General features: G+C 70.6%; 20 protein-coding genes and 1 pseudogene. 15 read left to right on the forward strand and 6 right to left on the reverse strand.

Annotated elements, in window-relative coordinates:
• From E1281_RS09785 to E1281_RS09810, 5 genes are all read right to left on the reverse strand, one after another.
• Positions 1–1476, reverse strand: a 1476-nt coding sequence (locus E1281_RS09785) for a hypothetical protein (protein WP_131876963.1), incomplete at its 3' end; no start/stop codon positions are given.
• 223 nt (positions 1477–1699) lie between these two features.
• Positions 1700–1939: a hypothetical protein gene (locus E1281_RS09790; protein WP_131876964.1), complete on the reverse strand. Its 240-nt coding sequence runs from the start codon at positions 1937–1939 to the stop codon at positions 1700–1702.
• 214 nt (positions 1940–2153) lie between these two features.
• Positions 2154–2468: a hypothetical protein gene (locus tag E1281_RS40120; RefSeq protein WP_165958853.1), complete on the reverse strand. Its 315-nt coding sequence runs from the start codon at positions 2466–2468 to the stop codon at positions 2154–2156.
• 692 nt (positions 2469–3160) lie between these two features.
• Complete coding sequence (locus E1281_RS09805) at positions 3161–3931, reverse strand: SDR family NAD(P)-dependent oxidoreductase (RefSeq protein ID WP_131876966.1); 771 nt, start codon at positions 3929–3931, stop codon at positions 3161–3163.
• Between the two features lie 10 nt (positions 3932–3941).
• Positions 3942–5090, reverse strand: coding sequence for an acyl-CoA dehydrogenase family protein (locus E1281_RS09810; protein ID WP_131876967.1), 1149 nt, complete (start codon positions 5088–5090; stop codon positions 3942–3944).
• A 221-nt stretch (positions 5091–5311) separates the two neighbouring features.
• Between E1281_RS09810 and E1281_RS09815 the strand changes: the two are divergent.
• Together E1281_RS09815 and E1281_RS09820 are read left to right on the forward strand one after the other, a co-directional pair.
• Positions 5312–5864: pseudogene (locus E1281_RS09815) on the forward strand (enoyl-CoA hydratase-related protein).
• Positions 5865–5904: 40 nt separating this feature from the next.
• Entirely contained in the window at positions 5905–7050 is a 1146-nt protein-coding gene (locus tag E1281_RS09820) for a thiolase family protein (protein WP_131876968.1), read from the forward strand.
• 25 nt (positions 7051–7075) lie between these two features.
• On the opposite strand, the gene E1281_RS09825 is transcribed toward E1281_RS09820, so the two are convergent.
• The gene (locus E1281_RS09825; RefSeq protein WP_131876969.1) at positions 7076–8509 is read right to left on the reverse strand and encodes an FCD domain-containing protein; all 1434 of its coding nucleotides are present in this window, start codon (positions 8507–8509) and stop codon (positions 7076–7078) included.
• A gap of 236 nt (positions 8510–8745) precedes the next feature.
• On the opposite strand from E1281_RS09825, the gene E1281_RS09830 reads away from it, so the two are divergent.
• From E1281_RS09830 to E1281_RS09890, 13 genes are all read left to right on the forward strand, one after another.
• Positions 8746–9555 carry an enoyl-CoA hydratase-related protein gene (locus E1281_RS09830; RefSeq protein WP_165958855.1) on the forward strand — a complete coding sequence of 270 codons (810 nt, stop codon included), beginning with the start codon at positions 8746–8748 and terminating at the stop codon, positions 9553–9555.
• A 12-nt stretch (positions 9556–9567) separates the two neighbouring features.
• Positions 9568–11706: an acetate--CoA ligase family protein gene (locus tag E1281_RS09835; protein ID WP_131876971.1), complete on the forward strand. Its 2139-nt coding sequence runs from the start codon at positions 9568–9570 to the stop codon at positions 11704–11706.
• Entirely contained in the window at positions 11700–12644 is a 945-nt protein-coding gene (locus tag E1281_RS09840; protein WP_131876972.1) for an ABC transporter permease, read from the forward strand. Before E1281_RS09835 ends, E1281_RS09840 begins: the two co-directional genes overlap by 7 nt.
• A complete protein-coding gene (locus E1281_RS09845; protein WP_131876973.1) occupies positions 12641–14659 on the forward strand; it encodes a dipeptide/oligopeptide/nickel ABC transporter permease/ATP-binding protein in 2019 nt (672 codons plus the stop codon). Before E1281_RS09840 ends, E1281_RS09845 begins: the two co-directional genes overlap by 4 nt.
• Positions 14656–15762, forward strand: a complete 1107-nt coding sequence (locus E1281_RS09850) for an oligopeptide/dipeptide ABC transporter ATP-binding protein (RefSeq protein ID WP_207943197.1) — start codon at positions 14656–14658, stop codon at positions 15760–15762. The genes E1281_RS09845 and E1281_RS09850 overlap by 4 nt, the downstream gene beginning before the upstream one ends.
• Entirely contained in the window at positions 15759–17363 is a 1605-nt protein-coding gene (locus E1281_RS09855; protein ID WP_131876974.1) for an ABC transporter substrate-binding protein, read from the forward strand. The genes E1281_RS09850 and E1281_RS09855 overlap by 4 nt, the downstream gene beginning before the upstream one ends.
• A gap of 46 nt (positions 17364–17409) precedes the next feature.
• Complete coding sequence (locus E1281_RS09860; protein WP_207943198.1) at positions 17410–18912, forward strand: AMP-binding protein; 1503 nt, start codon at positions 17410–17412, stop codon at positions 18910–18912.
• Positions 18912–19406, forward strand: a complete 495-nt coding sequence (locus tag E1281_RS09865; RefSeq protein WP_131876975.1) for a pyridoxamine 5'-phosphate oxidase family protein — start codon at positions 18912–18914, stop codon at positions 19404–19406. The genes E1281_RS09860 and E1281_RS09865 overlap by 1 nt, the downstream gene beginning before the upstream one ends.
• 53 nt (positions 19407–19459) lie before the next feature.
• Complete coding sequence (locus tag E1281_RS09870) at positions 19460–20746, forward strand: MaoC family dehydratase N-terminal domain-containing protein (protein WP_131876976.1); 1287 nt, start codon at positions 19460–19462, stop codon at positions 20744–20746.
• On the forward strand, positions 20743–21540 hold the full coding sequence (locus E1281_RS09875; RefSeq protein ID WP_131876977.1) for an enoyl-CoA hydratase-related protein: 798 nt from the start codon (positions 20743–20745) through the stop codon (positions 21538–21540). The genes E1281_RS09870 and E1281_RS09875 overlap by 4 nt, the downstream gene beginning before the upstream one ends.
• Positions 21541–21567: 27 nt before the next feature.
• Positions 21568–22686, forward strand: a complete 1119-nt coding sequence (locus E1281_RS09880) for an acyl-CoA dehydrogenase family protein (RefSeq protein WP_131876978.1) — start codon at positions 21568–21570, stop codon at positions 22684–22686.
• The gene (locus E1281_RS09885) at positions 22679–23836 is read left to right on the forward strand and encodes an acyl-CoA dehydrogenase family protein (protein WP_131876979.1); all 1158 of its coding nucleotides are present in this window, start codon (positions 22679–22681) and stop codon (positions 23834–23836) included. The genes E1281_RS09880 and E1281_RS09885 overlap by 8 nt, the downstream gene beginning before the upstream one ends.
• 90 nt (positions 23837–23926) lie before the next feature.
• Positions 23927–24316: a hypothetical protein gene (locus E1281_RS09890; protein WP_207943199.1), complete on the forward strand. Its 390-nt coding sequence runs from the start codon at positions 23927–23929 to the stop codon at positions 24314–24316.
• Positions 24317–24375 lie beyond the last annotated feature (59 nt).

The following is a 24375-nucleotide window of genomic DNA, read 5'->3' on the forward strand; positions in this document are numbered from 1 at the left end:
GGGATGGTGGTCGGCGTTGTCCATGTACCAGAGCCGGTAGTCGCCGCCGAGGTCGGCGTCGTGGACTTTCCGGTGGTACCAGTCGGCGAACCAGGGGTAGGCCTGGACGTCCATCGTCGACGCCAGCATGATCATTTTTCCGTGGAAGCGGCCGGTGGCGACCGCGCCGCCCGCTGCGGCGGCCAGGATCGGCCCGACGAGGGTCGGGCGCTGCGGCCCGGCGGGGGAGCCGTCGGCGGTGCGGTACTGGTTCCAGCCGTACTGGTCCGGGCTCGGGACTTGATGGCGTTGGTAATACTGCAGCGCTATCAGCCAGGAGTTGTCGATCCGCACCGAAGTGCCGGGCTCGATTTGGCCGGTGACCGACGGATCGGCCCCGGAACCGAAGGTAAGGGTGCGCCCGGTCACCGTCCCGATCGGCACGACCTTGCCCGCCGCCGACCCGCTGGTGATGACCAGGTCCGCACCCGCGACCTCGCCCTTCAGCAGGTCCGCCAGCACGAGCCCTCTCGGCGAGCCGACCAAGCCCGTCACCGTCGTGTCGTAGCGCACCCGGACCGCCCGGACCGCGGGCTCGCCGCCTTCATACCCCTCCTTGGACCAGAAGTCGTCGGAATAGGTCCGGTCGAGGGCCCGGACCCCCGGCTGGACGGCTTGGAAGGCACCACCGTCCAGCGTCGCATGCTGCCACCACCCGCGCAGCGGGAAGCCCAGCCGCGTCACCTCACGCAGAACGGTGCGCTGTTCGGAGTTCAGGCCCGCGTAGGGATTGCCGCTGCCGCCGGGCGCCACCGCCTGGGCGATCTGCGGCAGTTTGTCGCGCAGCACCCGTGCGGCCAGCAACTGAGCGGTCATGGAGCTGGGGATGCTGTTCGGGACGCCCGGCACCATGGGAACGCCGCCGTCCCAGACCCCTCTGCTGTTCTCCAATGCGCCGAGGGTCTGGTAGGCGCCGCCGCTCGCACCGTAGAGGTAGCCGCGCGGCCGAGCAGGGGTGCGGTAGATCTTGGCCGAGACAGTCCGAGAGTATTTCGCTGTTGCCGCGTTCACCCGGTACGCCCCGAGCTCACCGGCAGCCGCGGCGGCCCCGCCGTTGTTGGTCGAGACGACGTACGAGCCGTTGGAGATGGCGAAAGCAACGGCTTCCGGCTCCGCGTCTTCTTCCGTCACCGTCGGGTAGGTGGACTCGAAGAAACGCCCCCGATACTGGCCCGGCGCCGGGAAGTAGAGCGAGAATCTCGCGTCGGTCCCGCTGAATCCGCCGTGGACGTAGCGATAGCGAACCGTGACGCCGGACGCCGGATCGGTCGTGGTGCCGGGCCGGTCGGCGTCGATGTAAGGCTGGTCCAGCACGGGATCGACGCACGCGGCGGTGATGAACAACGGGCCGCCAGGCGTGAGTGGCCTGCACGGGGACGCCCCTTCAGAGGCCTTCGCCACGCTTGCCGGGCTGATCGTGGTGGTGAGCACCACCACGGAGGCCAGCGTGACACATGTGGGCGCCGCGGCCAGACGTCTGGTGCACGTGCTGCCGGTTCTCCTGGACATGGCCGTCCTGCCTTTCACACGGGTCAAAGCGGGTGATTCCTCTCAGCGGTCCCGGACTGGTGGAATGCGGCCTATTTCTCGGTGGGCGAGGCCGGATGTGAGAGCCGTGCGATTTGCCTTCCGTCCGGTGTGGTCAGGAAACGGCTTGTGCTCACCGCGAACGCGGCGATCGAGGCCGTGCCGCGCCACCCCGGCGAGCGCTCTGCTCGCGGAGTTGTCCCAGTGCGCCGACGTGCAGCACTGGGTCGCCGTAGGCGCCCCGCGCCGCGACGGCCTGGACGATGGTCGGGCTCGCGGTGGTGTGCACGACCAGGACGGCCCCGTCCGGCATCCGGGTGGGCAAGTCGCCGTCCAGGGGGCTCTCGCGGACCTGCGCGTCGTCGTACCGCACATCGATTCCGATTTGCGAGAATCATACTCTCAGTGGCGCGACCACGGAAGTGCCCCCGGCGGCCGCCCGAGTCCTCACATGGCCATCGAGCAGGGGCGGCGCGTCCAGGACCGGACAAGACCCGCCATGGTGTCCAGGGCGGCCCGGTGCAGGCCGTCGGCGTTGGCGTGGTCACGCAGCTCCACCGAGACGCCGGAACGGACCGCGCGGGCGGTCAGCGCCGGCGAGTCGTCCAGCAGGGTCCGGTGCCCGCCGCTGGATCGGCGGCAGCCCGTGCAGGTTGGCGATAAGCGGGCTCCAGCGGATCGGTCGGCAACGTCCCGGCCGTGTAGCGCGAGACACGCGTTCTCAGTTCCTCGAAAGAGGGGTCGGCGAACGCGTTGAACTGGAGGCTGTGTGCCTGTGGGGACAAGTCCAGTAAGGCCGAGTCCTGCGTCGCGCACAGCGGCATATCCGCACCCCAATCGCGCAGGCGCACCAGCAGCGCAACTGCCAGGCCCGCGCCCAGCCGCTCGCCAGCCAGCACCACCGGGCCTCCCGGCGTCCGGCAGAGCTTGGTCCGCAGGGCGAGGTGCCCGGCCAGATCCAGCGCTGACTCGGGCGCGCACCGAAAGGTTCCGGTCGCCGTGCAGGTACAGCACCACGCTGCCGGTGAGCACGGCTGAACGGGCGGGCCCACCGCGCACTCCTCGGCGCGGATCCGCAGATGTGGCGCCTCCGCACCGCCATCGCGTGCGCCTCGTCCTCGGTGCGGATCTTCGCCAGCTCCTTGAGATCACCGCCGGAGACGGAACGATGGCGTTGCGGGTCTGCGGACGGTCGCATCGGCTCGCTCCGGCAGGTCAGGACCCACCCGTCGTCGACCTGATCCTCCCAAGGGCGTCGTTCACGCGCATCTTGACCTCGTCCGCGGTCACCCGCGCCATACAGGTGTCGCAGTGCTCGGGCTCGCATGGGAAAGGAGAGGACGAGCTGGCGCGGCGGGCGCTCTGGAGGAGGGGCTCGCCCGCGGGCTGGGGACCGGTCTCCCGTCTGCAGTTCACAACGGTGCTCCAGGCACGGTTATTGGCCGGGGCCGTCGCCCTGGATGCGGGCCGTGGAGAATTGATGTACATGATTCCGGCGGCAGCTTCACGCCCTTGGACTAGCTCGGCTCCTGCCTGCATCACATCCCGCCTGTACTTGGTGCGCCGTGCGGTGGGAACGCTGAGCGCCAGGACGTCAGCGTGGGGCCATGCGGATGGCTCCGTCCAGGCGGACGGTCTGGCCGTTGAGGTAGGGATTCTCGATCATCTCGACGGCGAGGCGGGCGAAGTCGTCCGGGGCGCCGAGCCGCTTGGGGTGGGGGACGGAGGAGGCGAGTCCATCACGGATGTCGGTGCGCAGCCTTCCGAGCATTGGGGTGTCCATGATGCCCGGGGCGATGGTGTTCACCCGGATCTGCCAACTGGCCAGGTCGCGTGCGGCGACGAGCGTCATGCCGTGGACGCCGGCTTTGGACGCGGTGTAGGACGTCTGCCCGATCTGGCCGTCGAAGGCGGCGACGGAGGCGGTGAGGACGATGGTGCCGCGGTCGCCCTCGTTGAGGGTGTCGTTGCCGGCGATGCGGGAGGCGGCTAGCCGGAGCACGTTGTAGGCACCGATCAGGTTGGTCTGCACGACCTCGGCGAAGGTCGCGAGATCCCCGGGCGACCGGTCCTTGGCGAGTATGCGGGTTCGGTCGCCGCCGCGTCCGGCGCAATGCACCACGGTACGGAGCGGGCGGAGTCGCTGCGCGGCGTCGAGGGCGGTGGCCATCGAGGACTCGTCGGTGACGTCCGCGTGCACGAACCGGGCCGCGTCGCCGAGGGCGGCGACGGCTTTCGCGCCCACCTCCTCGGAGATGTCGGCGACGATGACGTGGCCGCCGCGAGCGATGATGCGGCGGGCGGTGGCCAGGCCGAGCCCGGAGGCGCCGCCGGTGACCAGTGCCGAGGATCCGTCGATGTGCATGGTCGGCTCCTTATAGGCCCATGGACTTGCTGATGATGGTCTTCATGACTTCGCTCGTCCCTCCGTAGATGCGGGAGACGCGGGCGTCGGCGTAGAGGCGGGAGATGGGGTACTCGAGGATGTAGCCGTAGCCGCCGTGCAGTTGCAGGCAGCGGTCGACGACGCGGCCCTGGGTTTCCGTGCAGAACAGCTTGGTCTTGGCCGCGTCGACGGCGCTCAACCGGCCCGTGACATGCGCCGCGATCGCGGCGTCGAGCATCGCCTGGGCGGCTTCGAGTTCGGCGGCCATCGCGGCCAGCTCGAACTTGGTGTTCTGGAAGGCGGCGACCGGCCTGCCGAAAACGGTCCGGTTGCGGACGTAGTCGACGGTCAGGTCGATGGCGGAGCGGGACTGGGCTACGGCTCCGACCGCGATGGCCAGCCGCTCCTGTGCGAGGTTCCGGCCGAGGTGGGAGAACGCCGCGCCCTCCTCGCCGAGGAGGTTCTTGCCGGGGACGCGGACATCGGAGAAGGACAGCTCCACCGTGTCCTGCACCGTCAGACCGAGCTTGTCGAGCTTGCGTCCCACGGTGAAGCCGGGCATGCCCTTCTCGATCACGAGCAGTGACAGGCCGGCGCGCCGGTCGTCGGGGTCGGTGCCGGTCCGGGCCACGACGACGACCAGGTCGGCGTGGTGGCCGCCGGTGATGAACGTCTTGGCGCCGTTGACGACGTAGGCGTCGCCGTCGCGGACCGCCGTCGTGCCGATCCCGGCCAGGTCCGAGCCCGCGCCCGGCTCGCTCATCGCGATCGCCGTGTAGAGGTCACCGGACGCCAGCCCGGGGAACCAGCGGCTCCGCTGGGCGTCGTCGGCCAGGCCGGTGAAGTAGGGGACGACCACGTCCAGGTGCGTGCGCAGTCCGCCCAGCGTTACGTTCGCGCGGGCGCACTCCTCCTGGAGCACGACGTTGTAGCGGTAGTCGTCCTGACCGCCACCGCCGTACTCCTCCGGGATCGCCGTGCCGATGACGCCGAGCCCGCCCAGTGAGGTGAACAGGTCGCGGGGCACGAGGCCGGCTTGTCGCCAGTCCTCGTAGACCGGGACGACCTCACGGGTGAGGAAGTCGCGGACCAGGAGGCGGAAGTCGTCGTGATCCTGGGTGAACAGCGTTCGGCGCATCGGTCTCCTCCTTGCGGCGATCACGCACGGGCGGCTGGCCGGTGGCCCATGGTCGACCTGGCAGATGCGTGCCTATTAAGTGTAACATTTACTGTGCCGTCGGCTTGCGGATCGGGTGCTTTGGGGCGGCTCGGATGTCGCAGTGCAGCCTCAAGTGAGGCTCGTACCGGCTATTTAGTATGGTGTTATTGAGACGATGCGCGACACCGGAAGGGGAGGCCATGGCTGACGAGGTTCTCGTTGAGCGCCGTGGAGCGGTACAGGTCATCACGGTCAACCGTCCGGCCGTTCGGAACGCGTTGAACGCGGCGGTGGCTTCGGCGGTGGCCTGGAGCTGTTGCTGTCCTGTGACCTGGTGGTTGCGGCACGAACGGCCCGGCTCGGGACGCCCGAGGTCAAACGATCGCTGGTCGCCCGTGCTGGGGGAGCGTTGCTGCTGCCACGGCGGATTCCGTTCGCGATCGCCTTGGAGTTGCTGCTGACGGGAGAGCCCATTGGGGCGGAACGGCGGCGGAGGCCGGCCTGGTGAACCGGCTCACCGACGAGGGCGGCGCACTCGCCGAGGCGTTGGACCTCGCGACCGTGATCGCGGCGAACGGACCGCTCGCGGTCGCGGCGACCAAGCGGATAGCGGCCTCCAGCGCCGACTGGACCGTGGAGGAAGGCTGGGCTGAGCAACGGCGGATCGTCGAGCCGGTGACCACATCGGAGGACGCGAGGGAAGGCGCCCTCGCGTTCACCGAGAAACGCTCGCCGGTCTGGCGGAACCGCTGAACACAACCATGTCGCAAGAGCCGAGTGAGAGGACGAGTCCATGAGAGATGCCGTGATCGTCGAGGCGTTGCGCACACCGATCGGGAAGCGGAACGGTTCGCTGGCGTCTGTCCATGCCGTGGATCTGTCGGCGCGTGTGCTGAACGCGTTGGTGGAGCGCACCGGTGTGGATCCTGCCGCGGTGGACGATGTGGTGTGGGGGTGTGTAACTCAACTGGGTGATCAGTCGAGCAACGTGGGGCGGTTCGCGGTGCTGGCGGCAGGGTGGCCCGAGCATGTGCCGGGAGTGACGGTGAACCGGGCGTGCGGGTCGAGTCAGCAGGCGGTCGATTCGGCGGCGCACGCGGTGATGGCGGGCCAGTACGACATGGTGGTGGCCGGGGGCGTGGAGACGATGAGCCGCGTCCCGCTCGGCGCCGCGCGGGAAACGGGGCAGCCGTACGGTCCGGCGGTTCTGGAGCGCTACGACGGGGTCGAGTTCAACCAGGGCGTCGGTGCCGAGCTGATCGCCGAGCGTTGGGGCCTGGATCGGACGCAGGTGGACGAGTACGCCGCCGCCTCGCACGCCCGCGCCGCGGCGGCCATCGACGCCGGCGTGTTCGACGACCACGTCATCGCGGTCGACGTCGACGGTGCCACGTTCGCGGTGGACGAGGGGCTGCGCCGGGGGACGTCGGTGGAGACGCTGGGCGGTCTCAAGCCCGCCTTCAAACCGGACGGGGTGATCCACGCGGGGAACGCGTCGCAGATCTCCGACGGTGCCGCGGCGCTGCTCATCACCACGACGGAGCGGGCTCGGGAACTGGGGCTGACGCCGATCGCCCGGTACCACGGCGGCGCGGTGAGCGGCGCGGACCCGGTGACGATGCTGCTGGGCCCGATCCCCGCGACCGAGAAGGTTCTGCGCCGGACAGGGCTGTCGATCGACGATATCGGCGCGTTCGAGGTCAACGAGGCTTTCGCGCCGGTGCCGCTGGCCTGGCAGGTCGAGACCGGTGCCGACCCCGCACGCGTCAACCCTCTCGGCGGCGCCATCGCCGTCGGCCACCCCCTCGGCGCCTCCGGCGCCATCCTCATGACCCGCCTCCTGGCCCGCATGCGCCACCACGATCTGCGCTACGGACTCCAGACCATGTGCGAGAGCGGCGGCACGGCCAACGCGACCATCGTCGAACTCCTGCGTTGAACCGTCCTCCGCGCCCGGTGGAACATCAGTAGGCGTCGTCGTCCAGCCAGGGGGCCAACCCCTCCATGTGGCGCGTCATCCGGTGCCGTGCCAGGCTGGCGTCACCTGAGAGCACGGCCTCGGCGATGCGCTCGTCCACTTCTCGCGAGTGCAGCCGGACGTCTTCGTCGTCGGGGATACGGAACGGGGTGAGCCTGGCGAGGACGGCGGCGAAGAGGCCGAGCAGCCGGTTGCCGCTCAGGGCGGCCAGCGTCACGTGCAGGTCGACGTGGGTGTGCGCCGACGCCGAGGGCGACCGCACGCGCTTCAGGACCGCGGACAGTTCCGCCCTCTCCTCGGGAGTGAACCGCGGCGCTCGTGCCGCGGCGAGTTCGGTCGCTCGCAATTCCACCGCGGTCCGTACCTCGAACAGTTCCGTGGCACGCACGCGCAGGTAGCGCAGGTAGAGCGCGAGGGCATCGACGACGCGGGCGTGGTCGGGGGCCTGCACGACGAGACCTCCGCCGGGCCCCTGCCGCATCCGCGCCACGCCGTTGTGCTCCAGGATCCGAACCGCCTCGCGCAGCACCGCGCGGCTGACGCCCAGATCCGCGAGGAGGGTGGCCTCGTTGCCGATCACCTCTCCGGTGGGCCATCCGCGCCGGTGGATCTCCTGCCGGACCAGCAGCGCCACCTTCTCGGGCAGCTTTCCCTCGGTGGTGTGCGCGAGCTGTTCGCCCAGGGTGTCGGGCGAGGCGAGGCCGGAAACGTCCGCGTCGGACCGCGCCTGCCGTATCCGGGTGAGCCAAGAGCGTTCGCTTTCCAGGTGGCTGCGCACCCTTCGCTCGGCGGTGGCCTCGTCGCCGGAGATGACCGCCTCGGCGATGGCCCGCAGCGCGCGGTGCCGCTCGGAGGCGACGGGCTCGCCGAGACGCGGGTCCTCGCCGGCATCCCCGGCCAGGGCGCCGGTGACGCGGGTCAGGGTCGGCACGAAGATCGCCACGACGGGGTTGCCGCTCGCGCGAGCGATCGCCACGCTGAGCGGCCTGCCCGGGGGCAGGTTGGAGGCGATCTCGCGCAGCGCGACGATGTCGTCCTCGTCGAGCCGGTGCGCCGCCAGCCTGGCCGACAGGACCTCCAGGGTCGTCCGCGCGTCGTACAGTTCGTCAGCCGAGACGTCCGCGAAGTGGAAGAAGGCCGCGACGGATTCGGCCACCACCGCGGCCGCCGGGGCCTGCACCACCAGTCCGCCGCCTCGGCCGCGTCGCATGACCGCGACCTGCTTGTACTCCAGGATGCTGATCGCCTCGCGCAGTACTGCCTGGGAGACCCCGTAGCGGTCGGCCAGGTGGGCCGCCGCCCCGAGGACCTCCCCGACGGGCCAGTCCCGCTCGATGATGTCGTCCTCGATGCGGCGCGACACCTGCTCGGCGAGCTTCGTGCGTGGCGTCCGCGGGACCCGGCGCTCCACCAGCGTCACTGTGACTCCCCGCCTTGATCGTGTGTGTGGCGCCCAGACGAACGAATCCTAGCGAGCGTCTTGACACCCCCAATTAAACATACTACTAATTTGTCCATGAGGTCGAATTGGGAGATGTTGACTGGGCATCCTCGGATCGTCTTGGTACGGGGGAGCGCTCGCGGGCGAACCCGCGCCGTTCTTCGATAGCACCAGCTAAAGCGTTACTTCAGATTGATCGAGGAGGAGGTCGTCGGGTGTCGCCGACCGATGTCGAACCCCCGGACACGGAGTCGGTTCTCTGTAAAATACGCGACGGAATAGCGAGCATCGCGCTGAACCGCCCCCACCGCCTCAACGCCTTCACCCCCGCGATGCGGAGCCTGTACCTGGAGACGCTGGACCGCCTCGACGGTGACCCGGACGTGCGGGCGATCGTGGTCACCGGGACGGGACGGGCGTTCTGCGCCGGCGCCGACTTCAAGGAACTCGAAGGCCTGGACGCCGAGCGGATGCGAGCCCGCCACGCCGCCCAGACCCAGCCCTTGGACCGTGCCATGCATCTGGGCAAGCCGCTGATCGCTGCCGTGAACGGGCCCGTCGCCGGGATCGGGATGGCCCACCTGCTCATGGCCGACCTGCGCTTCGCCTCCCCCGAAGCCCGCTTCACCACCGCCTTCTCCCGGATCGGCCTCACCGCCGAAGGCGGGCTGGCATGGCTGCTCGGCCGCCTGGTCGGCACGGCACGGGCACTGGACCTGCTCTACTCCGCCCGCGTCGTCGACGCCGAGGAGGCATTGCGCATCGGGCTCGTGCAGTGGCTCGTTCCTGCGGACGAACTGCTCGTGCGCGCTCACGCCTACGCGGCCGATCTCGCCGCCACGACCTCGGCCTACTCCCTGGCAGCGATGCGCCGGCAGGTCTACGACGCCTGGGACCAGGACTGGCCGGACGCCCTCGCCCGGTCACGCGAACTCGTCTACGAGAGCCTCGACCGTCCCGAATACGCAGAACTCGCCTCCCGCCGCTCCGGTACCCGGAGAACCCCACCCCGTCCCCGCACCTGAAGGGGGTCCGCCGTGACCCAGTCGGCGTCCGCGACATCGGAACGCTCCACCTCGCTGGACCAACTCGTCGCGCCGAGCTCCATCGCCGTGGTCGGTGCCTCCGACCAGCCCGCACGCATCGGCGGGCGTATCCTGGCCAGGCTCAAGGAGAGTTACGGCGGCACGGTCTTCCCCGTGAACCCCTCCCGCGCGACCGTGCAGGGACTCGCCGCATACCCCGACATGGCGTCGGTGCCCGAGCCGGTGGATCTGGCCATCGTGGCGGCTCAGGCCGGCGCGGTCCCGGAGATCGCCCGGCAGGCGGCCGACCGCGGTACCGGCGCGCTGCTGGTGCTGTCGGCCGGATTCGGCGAACTCGGCGGCGAGGGTGCCCGCGCGCAGGAGGGACTGGCCGCCACCGCCGGCTCGTCCGGCATGCGTCTCGTCGGGCCCAACTGCATCGGGATCCTCAATCTCAACGTCGGCCTCCGCGCGGTGTTCTCGACGATCGACGACATCCCGCAGCGCCCCGGCAACATCGGTGTCGTCAGCCAGAGCGGCGGCTTCGGCATGCGGATCTTCGAGGCCGCCCAGGCGTCGGGACTCGGCGTCTCCTACGTCCTCGCGACCGGGAACGAGGCCGACGTCACCAGCGGTGAACTGCTGGGACATCTGGTCGAGCAGCCCGACGTGGATGTCGTCGCCCTGTTCATGGAGAGCGTGAACAAACCGGAGGCCCTGCTGGCCGCCGGACGGCGCGCGCTAGAGCTGGACAAGCCCGTCGTGGCCGTGCGCACCGGCCGGTCGCTTGTCGGTGCCCGGGCCGCCGCCAGCCACACCGGCGCCCTGGCCTCGGCCGACGATGTGGTGGGCGCGGCCTTCGACAGCGTGGGCATCGTCCGGGTGAACGGTCTCGCCGAACTCGTCGAGTACTCCCGGCTGTTCGCCGCGCGGCGCCGTCCGGCGGGCCGCCGCCTGGCCGTCGTCACCTCCAGCGGTGGCGCGGGCGTGGTCATGGCCGACGCCGCAGAGGCCGCAGGGCTGGACATGCCCGTCCCGTCCGCGCCTCTGCGGGCCTCGCTGGGGTCGCTGGTGCCGCCGTTCGGTTCCATCGCGAACCCGTTCGACCCGACCGCGCAGATCGTCAACGACCAGTCGATGCTGCACGCGCTGTTCACCGAGGTCGCGGCCGCCCCCGACTACGACATGGTGTGCCTGGCCGGGGCACCGCGCGGACTCGGCAAGACCTTCCTCGACACCGTCGTCACGGCCGTCCACGCCACCGACAAGCCCTTCACCGTCTGGGCCGCCCAGCCCGACGTCGCCCGCGACCTGACCGAGCAGGGGGTCGTCGCCTGCGGTGATCCGGACCTCCTCATCCGCGCGATGGGGGCGCTGGCCCGCTATCGGGAGAACCGGGAACCGTTGCTGTCGAGCCCGGCACGCCCGCCGTCCAGGGCGCCCGCCGTTCAGGACGCCCGGACCGTCACTCTCGCCGAGCACCTCTCCCGGCGGCTGCTGGTGGAGGCGGGGATCGCCGTGCCGGACGAACGGGTCGCCGGCGACGCGGACGAGGCCGTCGAGGCCGCCGCCGTGTTGGGCGGGCCCGTGGTGCTGAAGCTGAGTGCGGGGTGGCTCGCGCACAAGAGCGAATTGGGAGCCGTCCGGGTCGGTCTGACCGATCCCGAAGCGGTCCGGTCCGCCTTCGCCGAGCTCACCGCGCTCGCGTCCCGGTCGCGTCCGGAGGGGAAGGACGCGGCGGTCGTGCTCGTCCAGGCGATGGCCGACAGGGGTTTGGAACTCGTTCTCGGCGGCTTCACCGATCCCCAGTTCGGGCCGGTGGTGACCATCGGACTCGGCGGCACGCTGGTCGAGATCGTCCGAGAACGTCGACTCGCCCTTGCGCCGGTCGCCCCGGCCGCAGCCGAACGCCTCATCCGCGGCCTCGCGGGCGGACGCCTGGTCGGCCATCCGCGCGGCCTGACCGAGGAGCAGGCGTCCCGGGTCGGTGCGGTCATGAGCGGGCTCGGGGACCTGATGGCCGAGCGTCCCCAGATTCGCGAACTGGAGGTGAACCCGCTGATCGTCGGCTCCGCCGGCGCCGTGGCGGTGGACGCGCTGGCCGTCGTGGACCGTGCGGCCGCCCGGGCCGGGGAGGTGGGCGCATGCTGAGGACGGTGGTCACGCGGCTGCTGGCCATGATCCCGCTGGTGTTCGTCGTCGCCACCGCGACGTTCTTCCTCGGCCAGCTTTCCGGGGTGGATCCGGCCGAGAACATCGTCGGCCCGGACGCCACCGCGGAGCAGGTCGCCGCCGTCCGCGCGGAGCTGGGGCTCGACAAGCCCGCCCTGGTCCAGTACCGAGAGTGGCTCGGCGGCGTGCTCCAGGGCGACTTCGGGTCCTCGGTCTACACCAAGGCCGACGTGGCCGAGTCCCTGTGGCAGGCGCTGCCGGTCACGCTCTCGCTGACCGTGGGTGGCTTGCTGGTGGGGCTGGTGCTGGGCGTGCCGTCCGGTATCTGGAGCGCGCTGCGCGCCGGCCGCCCCAGCGACCGCGGAGTCAGCCTGCTGGCGACCGTCGGCCAGGCGATGCCGGGCTTCTGGCTGGGGCTGCTGCTGATCTTCGCGTTCGCGATCAAACTGCCCTGGTTCCCCGCGGTCGGCTACGTGCCGCCCTCGGCCGGCCCCGCGCTCTGGTTCGGCAGCCTGGTCCTCCCGTCGATCTCGCTGGGACTGATCGCGGCCGCGGCCATCTCCCGGCAGACCAGGTCGAGCATGATCGGTGTGCTTCAGCAGGAGTACGTGCGTACCGCCCTCGCGAAGGGGCTGTCCAAACGTCGGGTGGTGTTCAAACACGCCCTCAAGAACGCTGCCGCACCCGTGGTGACGGTGGTTTCGTTCCAGGTGACCGCGCTGCTCGGCGGGTCGATCGTGATCGAGCGGCTGTTCGCGATGCCGGGCCTGGGTTCGCTGGCGATCAATGCCGTCCTCCGCCGCGACCCCGATGTCATCCAGGGCTTCGTCGTCTTCACCGTGGTGATCGTGGTGGTGGTCAACATGCTGCTCGACCTGTCCTACGCGTGGCTCAACCCCAAGGTGAGGTCGGCATGAGCCATATCACCTCGGCCGACCGCGAGGCCGCTCCCCCCGGACGGCCCGCACGAGCCACCGCCGGAGGCCGGAACCGCTCACGGACGATGAGCCGCCTGCTCCGGCAGCGTGCCACCATGTTCTGGGCCGCGGTCGTGCTGGTCGTGATGACCTGCGCGCTGCTGGCTCCGCTGATCGCGCCCTACGACCCGCAGGACGGCAACATCCGCCAGGGCCTGCTCGGGCCCTCCGCCGACCACTGGCTCGGTACCGACAAGCTCGGCAGGGACGTCCTGTCCCGGTTGCTGGAAGGCGCACGGGCCGCGCTCCTCGCGGGATTCGAGGCCGTCGCCATCGCCGTCCTGCTCGGCGTTCCGCTCGGCCTGCTGTTCGGCTATGCCGGCGGCTGGGCGGACAGGATCGCGATGCGCGTGGTCGAGGGCATCATGTCCGTGCCGTTCCTGGTCCTGGCGATCGCGCTGATCTCGGTTCTCGGCCCCGGTCTCTGGAAGTCCATGGCCGTCGTCGGCGTCGTGTACGCCACCACCATGATCCGGCTGGCCCGCGGAGAGACCCTCGCCGCCCGCGAGGAGCTCTACGTGGACGGCGCCCGGGTCGCCGGCGCCCCGGACCGCCGGATCATCTTCCGGCACGTCCTTCCCAACATCATGCCGCCGTTGATCGTCCAGGTCACCCTGATGCTCGCAGGCGCGATCATCGCGGAGGCGACGCTGTCGTTCCTCGGCCTGGGAGTCCAGGCGGGCCAGGCGAGCTGGGGCTCGATGCTCTCCGACGCGCAGGCCAGCATCCGCGAGGCCTTCTACCTCGCGCTGCCGCCCGGCTTCGCCATCCTCATCACGGTGCTGGCCTTCAACCAGGTCGGCGACGGCCTGCGCGACCTGTTCGCCCGCGAGGCCAAGGGCGGCGCGCTCGGCGTCAACCCGGTGCTCCGGGTCGGTTCCGCCACCGGCGGCGAGCCGCTCGCCGGTGCCGAGACCGCCGACCCGCTGCTGCGCGTCCGGGACCTGACGGTGTCGTTCCCGCAGCCCGGTTCCGGCCGCTTCGATGTCGTCCAGGGTGTCTCCCTGGACGTCGGGCGCGGCGAGATCGTCGGCCTGGTCGGCGAGTCCGGCTCGGGCAAGAGCGTCACCGCCATGTCGCTGCTCGGCCTGGTGCCCGACCCCGGACGCGTCCACGCCGCGACCGTCGAGCTGGACGGCCGGGAGCTGACCGGGCTGTCCTTCGACGAACTGCGCCGGATCCGCGGCGGCACGATCGGCGTCGTCTTCCAGGAGCCGGTCGCCAGCCTCAACCCCGCCTACACCGTCGGCGACCAGGTCGCCGAGGTGCTGCGCGAGCACGAGAAGCTCTCCCGCGCGCAGGCTCGCGAGCGGACCCTCGAACTGTTCGAGCAAGTGCACATCCCCGACCCGGAGCAACGGGTGGGCGACTACCCGCACCAGTTCTCCGGAGGGATGGCGCAGCGCGTCATGATCGCCATGGCGCTGGCCTGCGGGCCGCGGCTGCTGGTCGCCGACGAACCCACCACCGCGCTGGACGTCACCGTGCAGGGCCAGATCCTGGACCTGCTTCTGGAGCTCCGGGATGCCACCGGCATGTCCATCCTGCTGATCACCCACGATCTCGGCGTGGTCGCGGACGTCGCGGACCGGGTCGCGGTGATGTACGCGGGCCAACTCGTGGAGTGCGGTCCGACCGGGCAGGTGTTCGGCGTGCCCGCCCACCCGTACACCGAGGGACTCCTGGGTTCCCTGCCCCGGAACGTGCGGCGTACCGGGCGGCTGCCCTCCATCCCGGGTGTCGTCCCTCCTCCGGCCGACTGGCCGGAGGGCTGCCATTTCGCCGACCGCTGCGCCCACGCCGCCGATGTCTGCCTGGCGGGGCCGGTCGCGCTGGAACCCGTGGCGGCCGCACGCGCCGCGCGGTGCGCACGCACCGCCGACCTCACGCTGGTCGGCGTGGCCGAACAGTCCCCGGCCGACGTGACCGCCCCCGTGCCCGAGGAGTCCTCATGACCGTCACCGGCGCTATGGAGAAGGCGCACCGTGGGGAGGAGACCACTCCGCTGCTCCAGGTCCGCGACCTCACCGTCGCCTTCGCGCAGAAACGCACGGTCCCATGGCGCGCGGCCGGGACCGTGACCGCCGTCCAAGGGCTGTCACTGGAGCTGGACGCCGGCCGCACCCTCGGCCTGGTCGGCGAGTCCGGCTCGGGCAAGTCCACCACCGCGCGGGCCCTGCTGCACCTGATCCGTCCCGCCGCCGGGACGATCACCGCGGCCGGGTTCGACGTCGCGAGCTTCGGACGGCGCGTGCCCATCGGTTACCGCCGCGCCGTCCAGGCCGTCTTCCAGGACCCCCTGGGGTCGCTCGACCCCACCCATGTGATCGGGGACATCGTCGCCGAACCCCTGTCCATCCACTTCGACATGCGGGGGGCCGACCGCGACCGCCGGGTCACCGCGCTGCTCGACCAGGTCGGGCTCGCGGCCCACCACACGCGCCGCTACCCCTACGAGCTGTCGGGCGGGCAGCGGCAGCGCGTCGCCATCGCCAAGGCCCTCGCGGTGGAGCCGAGGTTGATCATCCTGGACGAGCCGGTCAGCGCGCTGGACGTGTCGGTGCAAAGCCAGATCATCAACCTGCTGGAGGACGTCCAGGAGGGGACCGGGGTCGCGTACCTGTTCGTCGCGCACGACCTGGCCGTCGTCCGGCACACCAGCGACGACATCGCGGTCATGTACCGCAGCCGGATCGTCGAGACGGGGCCGGCGGACCGCATCTGCGAGCGTCCGGCCCACCCGTACACCGAGGCGCTGCTGGCCGCCGTCCCCGACCCCGACCCGGCCCGGCAGCGGGTGCAACGCGAGCGGCGGCACCGGCTGCGCGCCGCCGCGGCGGATCGTGCGGCGGGCGGGCCGCGGCAGACCGCGCCGGCCGGCACGCCGGGATGTCCGTTCGTCGCCCGGTGCCCGCACCGGATGCCGGTCTGCACCCGCTCCTTCCCGGACTGGACACCGGTGGCGGGCGGAGGCCGCGTCGCCTGCCACCTGTACGCGGAGGTGGACCGGGCCGAACCCGGGACCGGAGTGACGCCCGAGCCGGAGGAGCAGCGATGAGGAGTCGCACGATCACCACGCGGTCCCCGCGGCGGCGTCTCATCGCCCTGGCCGGCGCGCTCCTGGTGGCCGCGTCCACCCTGTCCGCCTGCGGCGGAGCCGTCGGAGGCGCCGCCACCGGCAGCATGATCGACACCGCCGGCGCGCCGAGCGACCCGGCGGGGAGGCTGCGGATCGCGACCTACCAGGAGACGCCCTCGCTGGACCCGGTCCGGACCACCGTCCAGAACGGACCGATGATCTTCCCCGTCTACGACACGCTGACGACCTCCGACGCCGACTTCGAGCCCCAGCCCTGGCTCGCCACGTCCTGGTCACAGCCGCGCCCCACGACCTGGCGTTTCAGTCTGCGCGACGACGCCGTCTTCCACGACGGCTCGAAGTTCGACGCCGAGGCGGTCAAGCTCAACCTCGACCGTGCCCGGGAGGTCGACGGCAGTCCGCACGCCAACGTCTTCGGTGTCATCTCCTCGGTGGAGGTGGTCGACCCGGCCACCGTCGACGTGCACTTCACGACACCCTCCCCGAACTTCCCCGACAGCATGGCCACCGTCGCCGGCGCGATGATCAGCCCGAAGGCGATCAGGGAGAAGCGGGACCTCACTCGAGAACCGGCCGGAAGCGGTGGATGGATCTGGCAGAAGTCCGGCCATCGCGAGGGATCCCGGCACCTCTACAAGGCCAACCCGAACTACTGGAACAAGGACGCGGTCCGGGTCGCCGAGGTGGAAATCAAGATCATTCAAGAGAACAACGCCCGGCTCAACGCCGTCCAGAGCGGCCAGGTCGACATCATGAGCCGGCTCGGACCCGAGCAGATGAGCTGGGCCGAGGGGGCGCGGCTGCGGGTCCTGGCCGACCACACCTTCACCGGCGTGCTGGCGATCATGGATCGGAAGGGCGAGAAGGCCCCCGCCCTCGCCAAGCCTCAGGTCCGGCAGGCCATCGGCTACCTACTGGACCGCGAGGCCTACGACAAGGCGCTGCTGAACGGCCGAGGGGACCCGAAGGGCGGCGGGTTCGCCGCAGCCGGGTCCAAGTGGTACGACCCCGCCCTGGACGACCTCCACAAGCCGAACGTCGACAAGGCGAGGCGGCTGCTCGCACAGGCCGGGTACCCCGACGGCTTCACCTTCGAGGTCGGCAGCCAGCCGGTCATCAAGGCACAGAACGAGACCATCGCGCAGCTCCTCGCCGAGGGGGGCATCACGATGAAGATCGTCGACGTGGCGGACGGCCAGTACACCGCCGAGCTCCGAAGGGGGCGTTTCCCCGCCGGCTACCTCGTCCCGACGTCGGTCGACCCCTACGCCTGGTGGACCCGCAGCATCTCCAACCGGGGCGTCTACAACCCCTTCGACCTGAACGACCTGGCCGATCTGGAGGCCCTCTATACCAAGGCGGCCGCCACGGAGAACGACGACGAACGCGCATCGATCTTCAGCGAACTCCAGAAGCAGACGGTCGTGCGCGGCGTCGCCTTCCCCCTCAGCCAGAACCCCCGCGCGGCCGCGCTGTCGGGCGAGGTGCGCGCCGTCCGGCAGCCGATCTTCGCACCCGACGACACCAGCCCCCGCCCGCACTACCTGTGGCTCCGCTGACCCGGTCACGGTGCCGACAGGGCTCTCGCCTCCGATGAAAGGAACCATGAACGCCATGAGTCCCGACCCCGGACGCCCGCTCTCGCAGCGGTTGCGCCGGATGCTCGCACTGGCGCCGGACGCGCCGGGGCTGGTCTTCGAGGAACGGACCTATCCCTGGGCCTACCACCTGGAGGCCGTCGAGGACCTGGAGAACGCCATCGGCGAGTCCGGGGCCCACCGGGTCGGGATCGTCCTGCGCAACCGGCCCGCGCACCACGCGGCGTTGATCGCCGTCCTCGCCACCGGGCGCGAGGCCGTGACGCTCAGCCCCTTCCATGGCGATATCGCACTGGCCGAGGACATCACGGCGCTCAGGCCACAGGTGGTCATCGCCGCGCCCGAGGACTGGGACCGCGACGGAGTGGCCAAGGCGGCGGCCGACGTACGCGCCATCGCCGTCCGAACCGGTGACGGCCGGGCCCTGCGCCCCCACCCGGCGGACTGGCACGCCGAGCCCTGCGCCCACGCCCCGTCCGACGTGGCCGTTCGCATGCTCACCAGCGGAACCACGGGCAGGCCCAAGCGGATCGAACTCGGCTATGACGCGCTCACGGCGGCGTTCGACGCGGCCGGCCACGGAGCGGCGATGACCGACCCGCAGGAGCTCAAGCCGGGGACGGCGATCCTGTGGGCGCCGTTGATGCACATCAGCGGCCTCTACTTCGCGGTCGGCAACGTCCTGGAGGGCAAGGCCACCGCGCTTCTGGAGCGCTTCGACGTCACCCGCTGGTCGGAGCTGGTGCGCGTGCACCGCCCGAAACTCGTCAGCCTGCAGCCGACCGCCATGCGCATGGTCCTGGACGCCGAGGTTCCGCGCGAGGTGTTCGACGGTGTCCGCGCGGTGCTGTCGGGGACCGCGCCGCTCGACCCCGCCGACGCCGAGAGATTCGAAGCCCGCTACGGCGTGCCCGTCCTCGCCACCTATGGCGCGACCGAGTTCGCGGGAGCGGTCGCCGGCTGGAGTCTGCGGCTGCGACGCGAATGGGGTGACACGAAGCGGGGCAGCGTCGGCCGCGCTCACAACGGTGTCGAACTGCGCGTCGTCGACCCCGGCACCCGCGACCCCCTGCCACCGGGAGAGATCGGTGTACTGGAGGCGCGCGGCGGCCAGCTGCCCGCGGCCTCGGACGCGTGGACCGCCACCACCGACCTGGCCTCGATCGACGCGGACGGATTCCTCTTCATCCACGGCCGCACGGACGACGCGATCAACCGCGGCGGGTTCAAGATCGTTCCAAGCGTGCTGGAGGATGCGCTGAAGGACCATCCGGCGGTCCGCGACGCCTGCGTCGTCGGGCTGCCGGACGCGCGGCTGGGCGAGGTCCCGGTCGCCGCCGTCACAGTCGGGGAGGCGGTCGGCGAAGCGGCCCTCCGCACCTTCCTGGAGGAGCGGCTCGCCCGGTATCAGTTGCCCGCGGACATCAGGGTCGTGGCCGCGCTCCCGCGCACCCCGTCCCTGAAGGCCAGCCGTCCGGAGGTCAGGGCGCTGTTCGAGGACGGTGTCTGATGGGCGTCCGGCTCACCGAGGAAGAGGCGTGGTCCCGGCTGGCGAGTGCGCACACCGGGATCCTCACCACCCTGCGCCGGGACGGCCGGCCGGTGCCGCTGCCGGTGTGGTTCACCGCCCTCGACCGGCGGTGCTACCTGCGAACCCCGGCCGCTTCGGCGAAGGTCGGCCGCATCCGGCGCGACCCCCGGGCGTCGCTGCTGATCGAGTCCGGGACGCGCTGGGTCGAACTGGCCGCGGTCCTTTTGCACGGCACCGCCTCCATCGTGACGGACGAAGCAGAGCGGGCCGAGGCCCTGGAGGCGCTGAACGCCAAGTACGCGGATCACGGTCCGCCGTCGACGCGGCTGCCCGACGCCGCACGCGCTCATTACTCGTCCTCGGCCGTGATCCGCTTCGAGCCGACCGAACCTCCCATCACCTGGGACAACGCGCGACTTCGCCTTCGCGATGACCACCGGCCGCAGCGGGAGGGGCGGCCGGACGCCGCCTGAGGCGCCGCAGCGACCTGCTCCCAGCACGCCGAGACCAGACCAGAAGGGGCACCATGACCGAGAGCACCGAGACCACGGCGCAGCGCCGGGAACTCGACGAGGCGACCTCCTCCAGCCTCGTCAGCACCGACATCGAGAAGGACCGGGAGATCGTCGGCCGGGACTGGGCCGTCCGCAACCAGGAACTCCTCGGGACGGCCACCCCCGAGGCGATCCGCAACTTCGCGACGAGCTACGGGGACGACAACCCGCTGTTCGGCGACCCCGAGTACGGTCGTGGTACCCGCTGGGGAGGCCAGATCGCGCCGCCGATCATGGCGGCGATCCTGAACGCTCCCCTGCGCGGAGACCGAGCCGCCGCGGACGAGCGCGGAGGCAGCTACCGCGGGATCCACGCGTTCGTGTCCGGCGGAACCTGGGACTGGTACCGGCCGATCCGTCCCGGCGACACCATTTACAGTTTCGGCGGCCTGGAGTCGGTCGAGGAGAAGCGGTCGGAGTTCGCCGGCCGGTCGGTCATCAAGGTCAACCGCAAGGTCAAGATGAACCAGCACGCCGAGGTCGTCGGCGTCTACCGGACCCTGATCATCTACACCGAGCGGAAGAAGGCCAGGGAACACGGCAAGTACGCGACCATCGAGGCTCCGAACTACACCGACGAACAGCTCGCGGAGATCGACGGACTGCTCGCCGCCGAACGGTCTCGCGGCGGCGTCCCCCGCTACTTCGAGGACGTCGAGGTCGGCGAGACCCTTTCCCGGATGGCCAGGGGGCCGCTCACCACCACGGACATCATCGTCTTCCACGCCGGCGGATACGGATTCGTCCCGTACGGCCTGAAGACCGGCCGCATCGGCTACCAGAACCGGCGGCGGATCCCCGCCTTCTACGTCAAGAACGAGTACGGCGCCCCCGATGTCGCGCAGCGCGTTCACTGGGACTCCGAATGGGCCCAGGCGATCGGCAACCCCCGCGCCTACGACTACGGGGTGCTGCGCGAGTGCTGGATGCACCACTGCCTCACCGACTGGGCGGGCGACGACGGCTGGGTCATGCGCCAGCACGACGAGATCCGCAAGTTCAACTACCAGGGCGACACCCAGTTCCTGTCCGGTGAGGTCACAGGCAAGTACGAGGAGGACGGGCGGAGCCTGGCGGAGGTCTCCGTCACGGCCAGGAACCAGCGCGATGAGGTCACGATGAAGGGCACCGGCACGATCGCATTGCCCAGCCGCGAGCGTGGCCCGGCGCTCCTGCCCGAGGTGCCCGCCGACCTCCAGCGCCGCGCGATCGAGATGATGGCCCGTCACGGTGAACTGCTGCGCGAGGTGAACCGGTGACCGAGGGGCCTCGCTGCCAGACCGACGAGCACGGCGTGCTGCGCATCACCCTCGCCCGTCCGGAGAAGGCGAACGCGCTGCGGCGGTCGGACGTGACCGCACTGCTGGCCGCGCTGGAGCCGGTGGCGTCCGGGAGAGAGATCCGCGCGGTCCTGATCGACGCCGAGGGCAGGCATTTCTGCGGCGGCGCCGACCTGGTGGCGGCGAATCCACCCGGTTCGCCCCGCCCCGCGCTGGGCGATATGACGCGCAACCTGGCCACGGCAGCGCACCGGCTGGTGCGGATGCTGTGGGAGCTTCCGATCCCGACCGTCGCCGCCGTCCAGGGAAATGCGGTCGGTCTCGGCCTCCATCTCGCTCTCGCGTGCGACTTCGTGATCGCAGGCCGGGAAGCCATTTTCTCCGAGCCGTTCACCAGACGCGGATTCTGTCCCGACAGCGGTGCCACCTATCTGCTGCCCCGCCTGATCGGCGTCGCCCGAGCCAAGCAGATGCTCATGCGCGGCATCGCCGTCCCCGCCGATCAGGCACTCGATTGGGGCATGGTCGGCCAGGTCGTCCCGGACGCCGACCTGGCCGGCACCGCCGAGGCCCTCGCGGTCGAGCTGGCGGCCGGGCCGACCTTCGTGCACGGCCTCACCAAGACGCTGATCTCCGACCACCTCACCGCCGACCTGCCACGCGCCCTGACGGCCGAGGCCCACGCCGTGGAGCTCAGCCTGCGCGGCGAGGACTTCCGAGAGGGCATCCGGGCCTTCCTGGAGCGCCGCCCACCCGTCTTCAGCGGTTGCTGACCCGGCCGGCACCGAGGAGGACGACCGATGCAGATCACTTTCACCAGGGAACAAGAGGACTTGCGCGCGGTCCTGCGCGGGTTCCTCGCCGAGAACTCCGACGTCCGCGCCCTGATCGACGGCGAGGGCGGACATGACCCGCACCTCTGGCGCCGGATGGCCGGCGAGATCGGCGTGCAGGGGCTGGCGATTCCCGAGAGGTACGGCGGCGCCGGCGGTACCTCCGCCGAGCTGTGCGTGGTGTTCGAGGAACTCGGCCGCACGCTGGCCGGGGGCGCGATGCTCGGAACGATCGGGATGGCCGTCCCGGCGCTGCTGGCCTCCGGCACCGGGGGTCTCCAGGCCGAACTGCTGTCCGGCATCGCCGACGGCTCCCTCGTCGCGGCCGTCGCCGTCGCCGAGAGCGACGGGAGCTGGGACCTTCCGCGACCCGCCACGAAAGCTTGTCCTGCCACGGGCTCCTTCCTGCTGGAAGGCGCCAAATACTTTGTCCCGGACGGCATGGTCGCGGACCTGTTCCTGGTGTCCGCCGCCACACCTGACGGACCCGCTCTGTTCGCCGTCCTCGGCGACGCGGCGGGACTCAGCCGCACCGCGCACGCGACGGTGGACCGCACCCGTGGCCTGGCGAGGATCGACTTCGCCTCCACTCCGGCATGGCTGCTCGAGATGGGCACCCACGCTCTCGAGGAGGCGCTCGACCATGGCCGCGCCGCCCTCGCCGCCGAGCAGGCCGGAGGAGCCCAGCACTGCCTGGAGATGGCCGTCGAGTACGCCAAGAGCCGGCACCAGTTCGGCCGTCCGATCGGCAGCTTCCAGGCGATCAAGCACCATGCCGCGGACATGCTCGTGGCGGTCGAGTCCGCACGCTCAGCGGCCTACTATGCCTCGCTCGCGCCGCAGGAGGACCCGTCTCGGCTGTCCATCGCCGCCACAACGGCACAGGTGTGCTGCTCCCAGGCCTACACCCACGTCGCCGCCGAGACGATCCAGATTCACGGCGGCATTGGCTTCACCTGGGAACACGACGCACATCTCTACTACAAGCGAGCCAAGTCCGATGAAGTCCTGCTCGGCGGCCCAGACTGGCACCGCGATCGCCTCGCCCGGCTGATCGGAATCGTCGAGGAGGACACCGATGACTGACGACGAGACCTTCCGGGCGGCTCTACGCGAGTTCCTGGACGAGTACGCACCCGGCAAGGCGCCGCGCGGCGCGGCGGAACGACTCGCGTTCCAGAAGACCTGGGCCGCCACCAAGTTCGACCACGGCTTCGCTGGGCCTTCCTGGCCCAGGGAGCACGGCGGCATGGACCTGCCCTTCACCCAGCAGGTGATCTACAACCAGGAAATGGCACGGTTCCGTGTCCCCAAGCACCCCGGCACGGGCTGGGAGATGGTCGGCCCGACACTGATCGAGCACGGAACGTCCGCACAGCGGGAGCGATACCTGAAGCCGATGCTGAGGGGCGACGAGGTGTGGGCCCAGGGCTTCTCCGAGCCGGACGCCGGATCGGACCTCCCGGCCCTGCGGACGACCGCCCGCCGCAACGGCGACCACTACGTCGTCGCCGGACAGAAGGTGTGGAACACCAACGCCGAGAAGGCGGACATGTGCTTCATCCTCGCCCGCACCGGCACCCGCGAATCCCGCCAGGACGGCATCAGCTACCTCCTGGTCGACGCGCACGCGCCCGGCGTGACCATCCGCCCGATCCGCGACATGGCCGACCGCGAGCACTTCTGTGAAATCCACTTCGACGACGTCCGAGTGCCGGTCACCGACCGGGTGGGCGAGGAGAACCGGGGCTGGCGAATCGCCCGCAGCACCCTCGGACACGAACGATCCGCCGGTGCGCTCACCCAAGCCGCGTTCTACCGCCGGATCGTTGACGAACTGATCGCCCTCGCCCGCGCCAGAGGAGCACACCACGACGTCGGGGTCCGGCGTCGCCTGGCCGACTTCGACGCGCGCGTGCGCGTGATGGGCGTGCACGCCGCCAGGACCATTGAGGCGATCGCCGCGAGCGGAGAACCGGGCCCCACGTCGTCGATCTCACGCCTGTACAACAGCACATTCGAACAGGAACTGCACGAGTTCGCAGTCGACCTTCTAGGCCCGTACGGACTGCTCACGAAAGACGACGCCGAGACGATCCAGAAAGGTCGCTGGAGTACCGGTTGGCTGGCCACCCGCGCCTCCACGATCGGAGCGGGAACGGCGGAGATCCAACGCAACACCATCGCCGAACAGGTCCTGGGCCTCCCACACGACCCGGCAATGCCCAAGCGATAGCCGTGGCCCGCGCATGCCAGCCTGCTGAAACCGCCATGGACCACGCCGAATCACAGGCCAAAGCACTCGGCAGTTATGACTTCCGCCTCGATGAATTACCACATCGCCCAGGTCCGCTACGCACTGGGCGACAAGCGCAACTCCATCACGGCCATGGAACAAGCCGACCGCGTCCGCGACGCGGTCTACCGGCGCGCCCGCGTCCGTCACCTGGGCGCCCTCGCCGAACGCAAACTTGAGATCGGGCACCTCGAGGAAGCCTGCAGCGACTGGAGCCGCACGCTCGACGACCCCGCCGTCCAATCCGGCCGATGCGACAACCGCTTCGACACGATGATGAAGTCACTCAAGCCACACCGGCGCAACCCTCACGCGAAAGCGCTCTATGAACGCTGTTTGCGGACGACGGTCGTCGACGGGCCGGGTGCCGGCTACTCGGGCGGGACCCGCTCGCGATCAATGGGCCGTCCTGACGGTTGACGACGGCATCACGATCGTCGATCCCGGCACGCTCGCTTCGACGTCACCCGCGAGGCGAA

The organism is Actinomadura sp. KC345 (assembly GCF_004348515.1).
Lineage (GTDB): Bacteria > Actinomycetota > Actinomycetes > Streptosporangiales > Streptosporangiaceae > Spirillospora.

Coding starts and splice junctions, on each gene's coding strand:
- E1281_RS09870 (WP_131876976.1), top strand. CDS start 19,460: ATGACCGAGAGCACCGAGACCACGGCGCAGCGCCGGGAACTCGACGAG.
- E1281_RS09880 (WP_131876978.1), top strand. CDS start 21,568: ATGCAGATCACTTTCACCAGGGAACAAGAGGACTTGCGCGCGGTCCTG.
- E1281_RS09805 (WP_131876966.1), bottom strand. CDS start 3,931: ATGCACATCGACGGATCCTCGGCACTGGTCACCGGCGGCGCCTCCGGG.
- E1281_RS09820 (WP_131876968.1), top strand. CDS start 5,905: ATGAGAGATGCCGTGATCGTCGAGGCGTTGCGCACACCGATCGGGAAG.
- E1281_RS09855 (WP_131876974.1), top strand. CDS start 15,759: ATGAGGAGTCGCACGATCACCACGCGGTCCCCGCGGCGGCGTCTCATC.
- E1281_RS09865 (WP_131876975.1), top strand. CDS start 18,912: ATGGGCGTCCGGCTCACCGAGGAAGAGGCGTGGTCCCGGCTGGCGAGT.
- E1281_RS09860 (WP_207943198.1), top strand. CDS start 17,410: ATGAACGCCATGAGTCCCGACCCCGGACGCCCGCTCTCGCAGCGGTTG.
- E1281_RS09810 (WP_131876967.1), bottom strand. CDS start 5,090: ATGCGCCGAACGCTGTTCACCCAGGATCACGACGACTTCCGCCTCCTG.
- E1281_RS09890 (WP_207943199.1), top strand. CDS start 23,927: ATGAATTACCACATCGCCCAGGTCCGCTACGCACTGGGCGACAAGCGC.
- E1281_RS09845 (WP_131876973.1), top strand. CDS start 12,641: ATGAGCCATATCACCTCGGCCGACCGCGAGGCCGCTCCCCCCGGACGG.
- E1281_RS09840 (WP_131876972.1), top strand. CDS start 11,700: ATGCTGAGGACGGTGGTCACGCGGCTGCTGGCCATGATCCCGCTGGTG.
- E1281_RS09850 (WP_207943197.1), top strand. CDS start 14,656: ATGACCGTCACCGGCGCTATGGAGAAGGCGCACCGTGGGGAGGAGACC.
- E1281_RS09885 (WP_131876979.1), top strand. CDS start 22,679: ATGACTGACGACGAGACCTTCCGGGCGGCTCTACGCGAGTTCCTGGAC.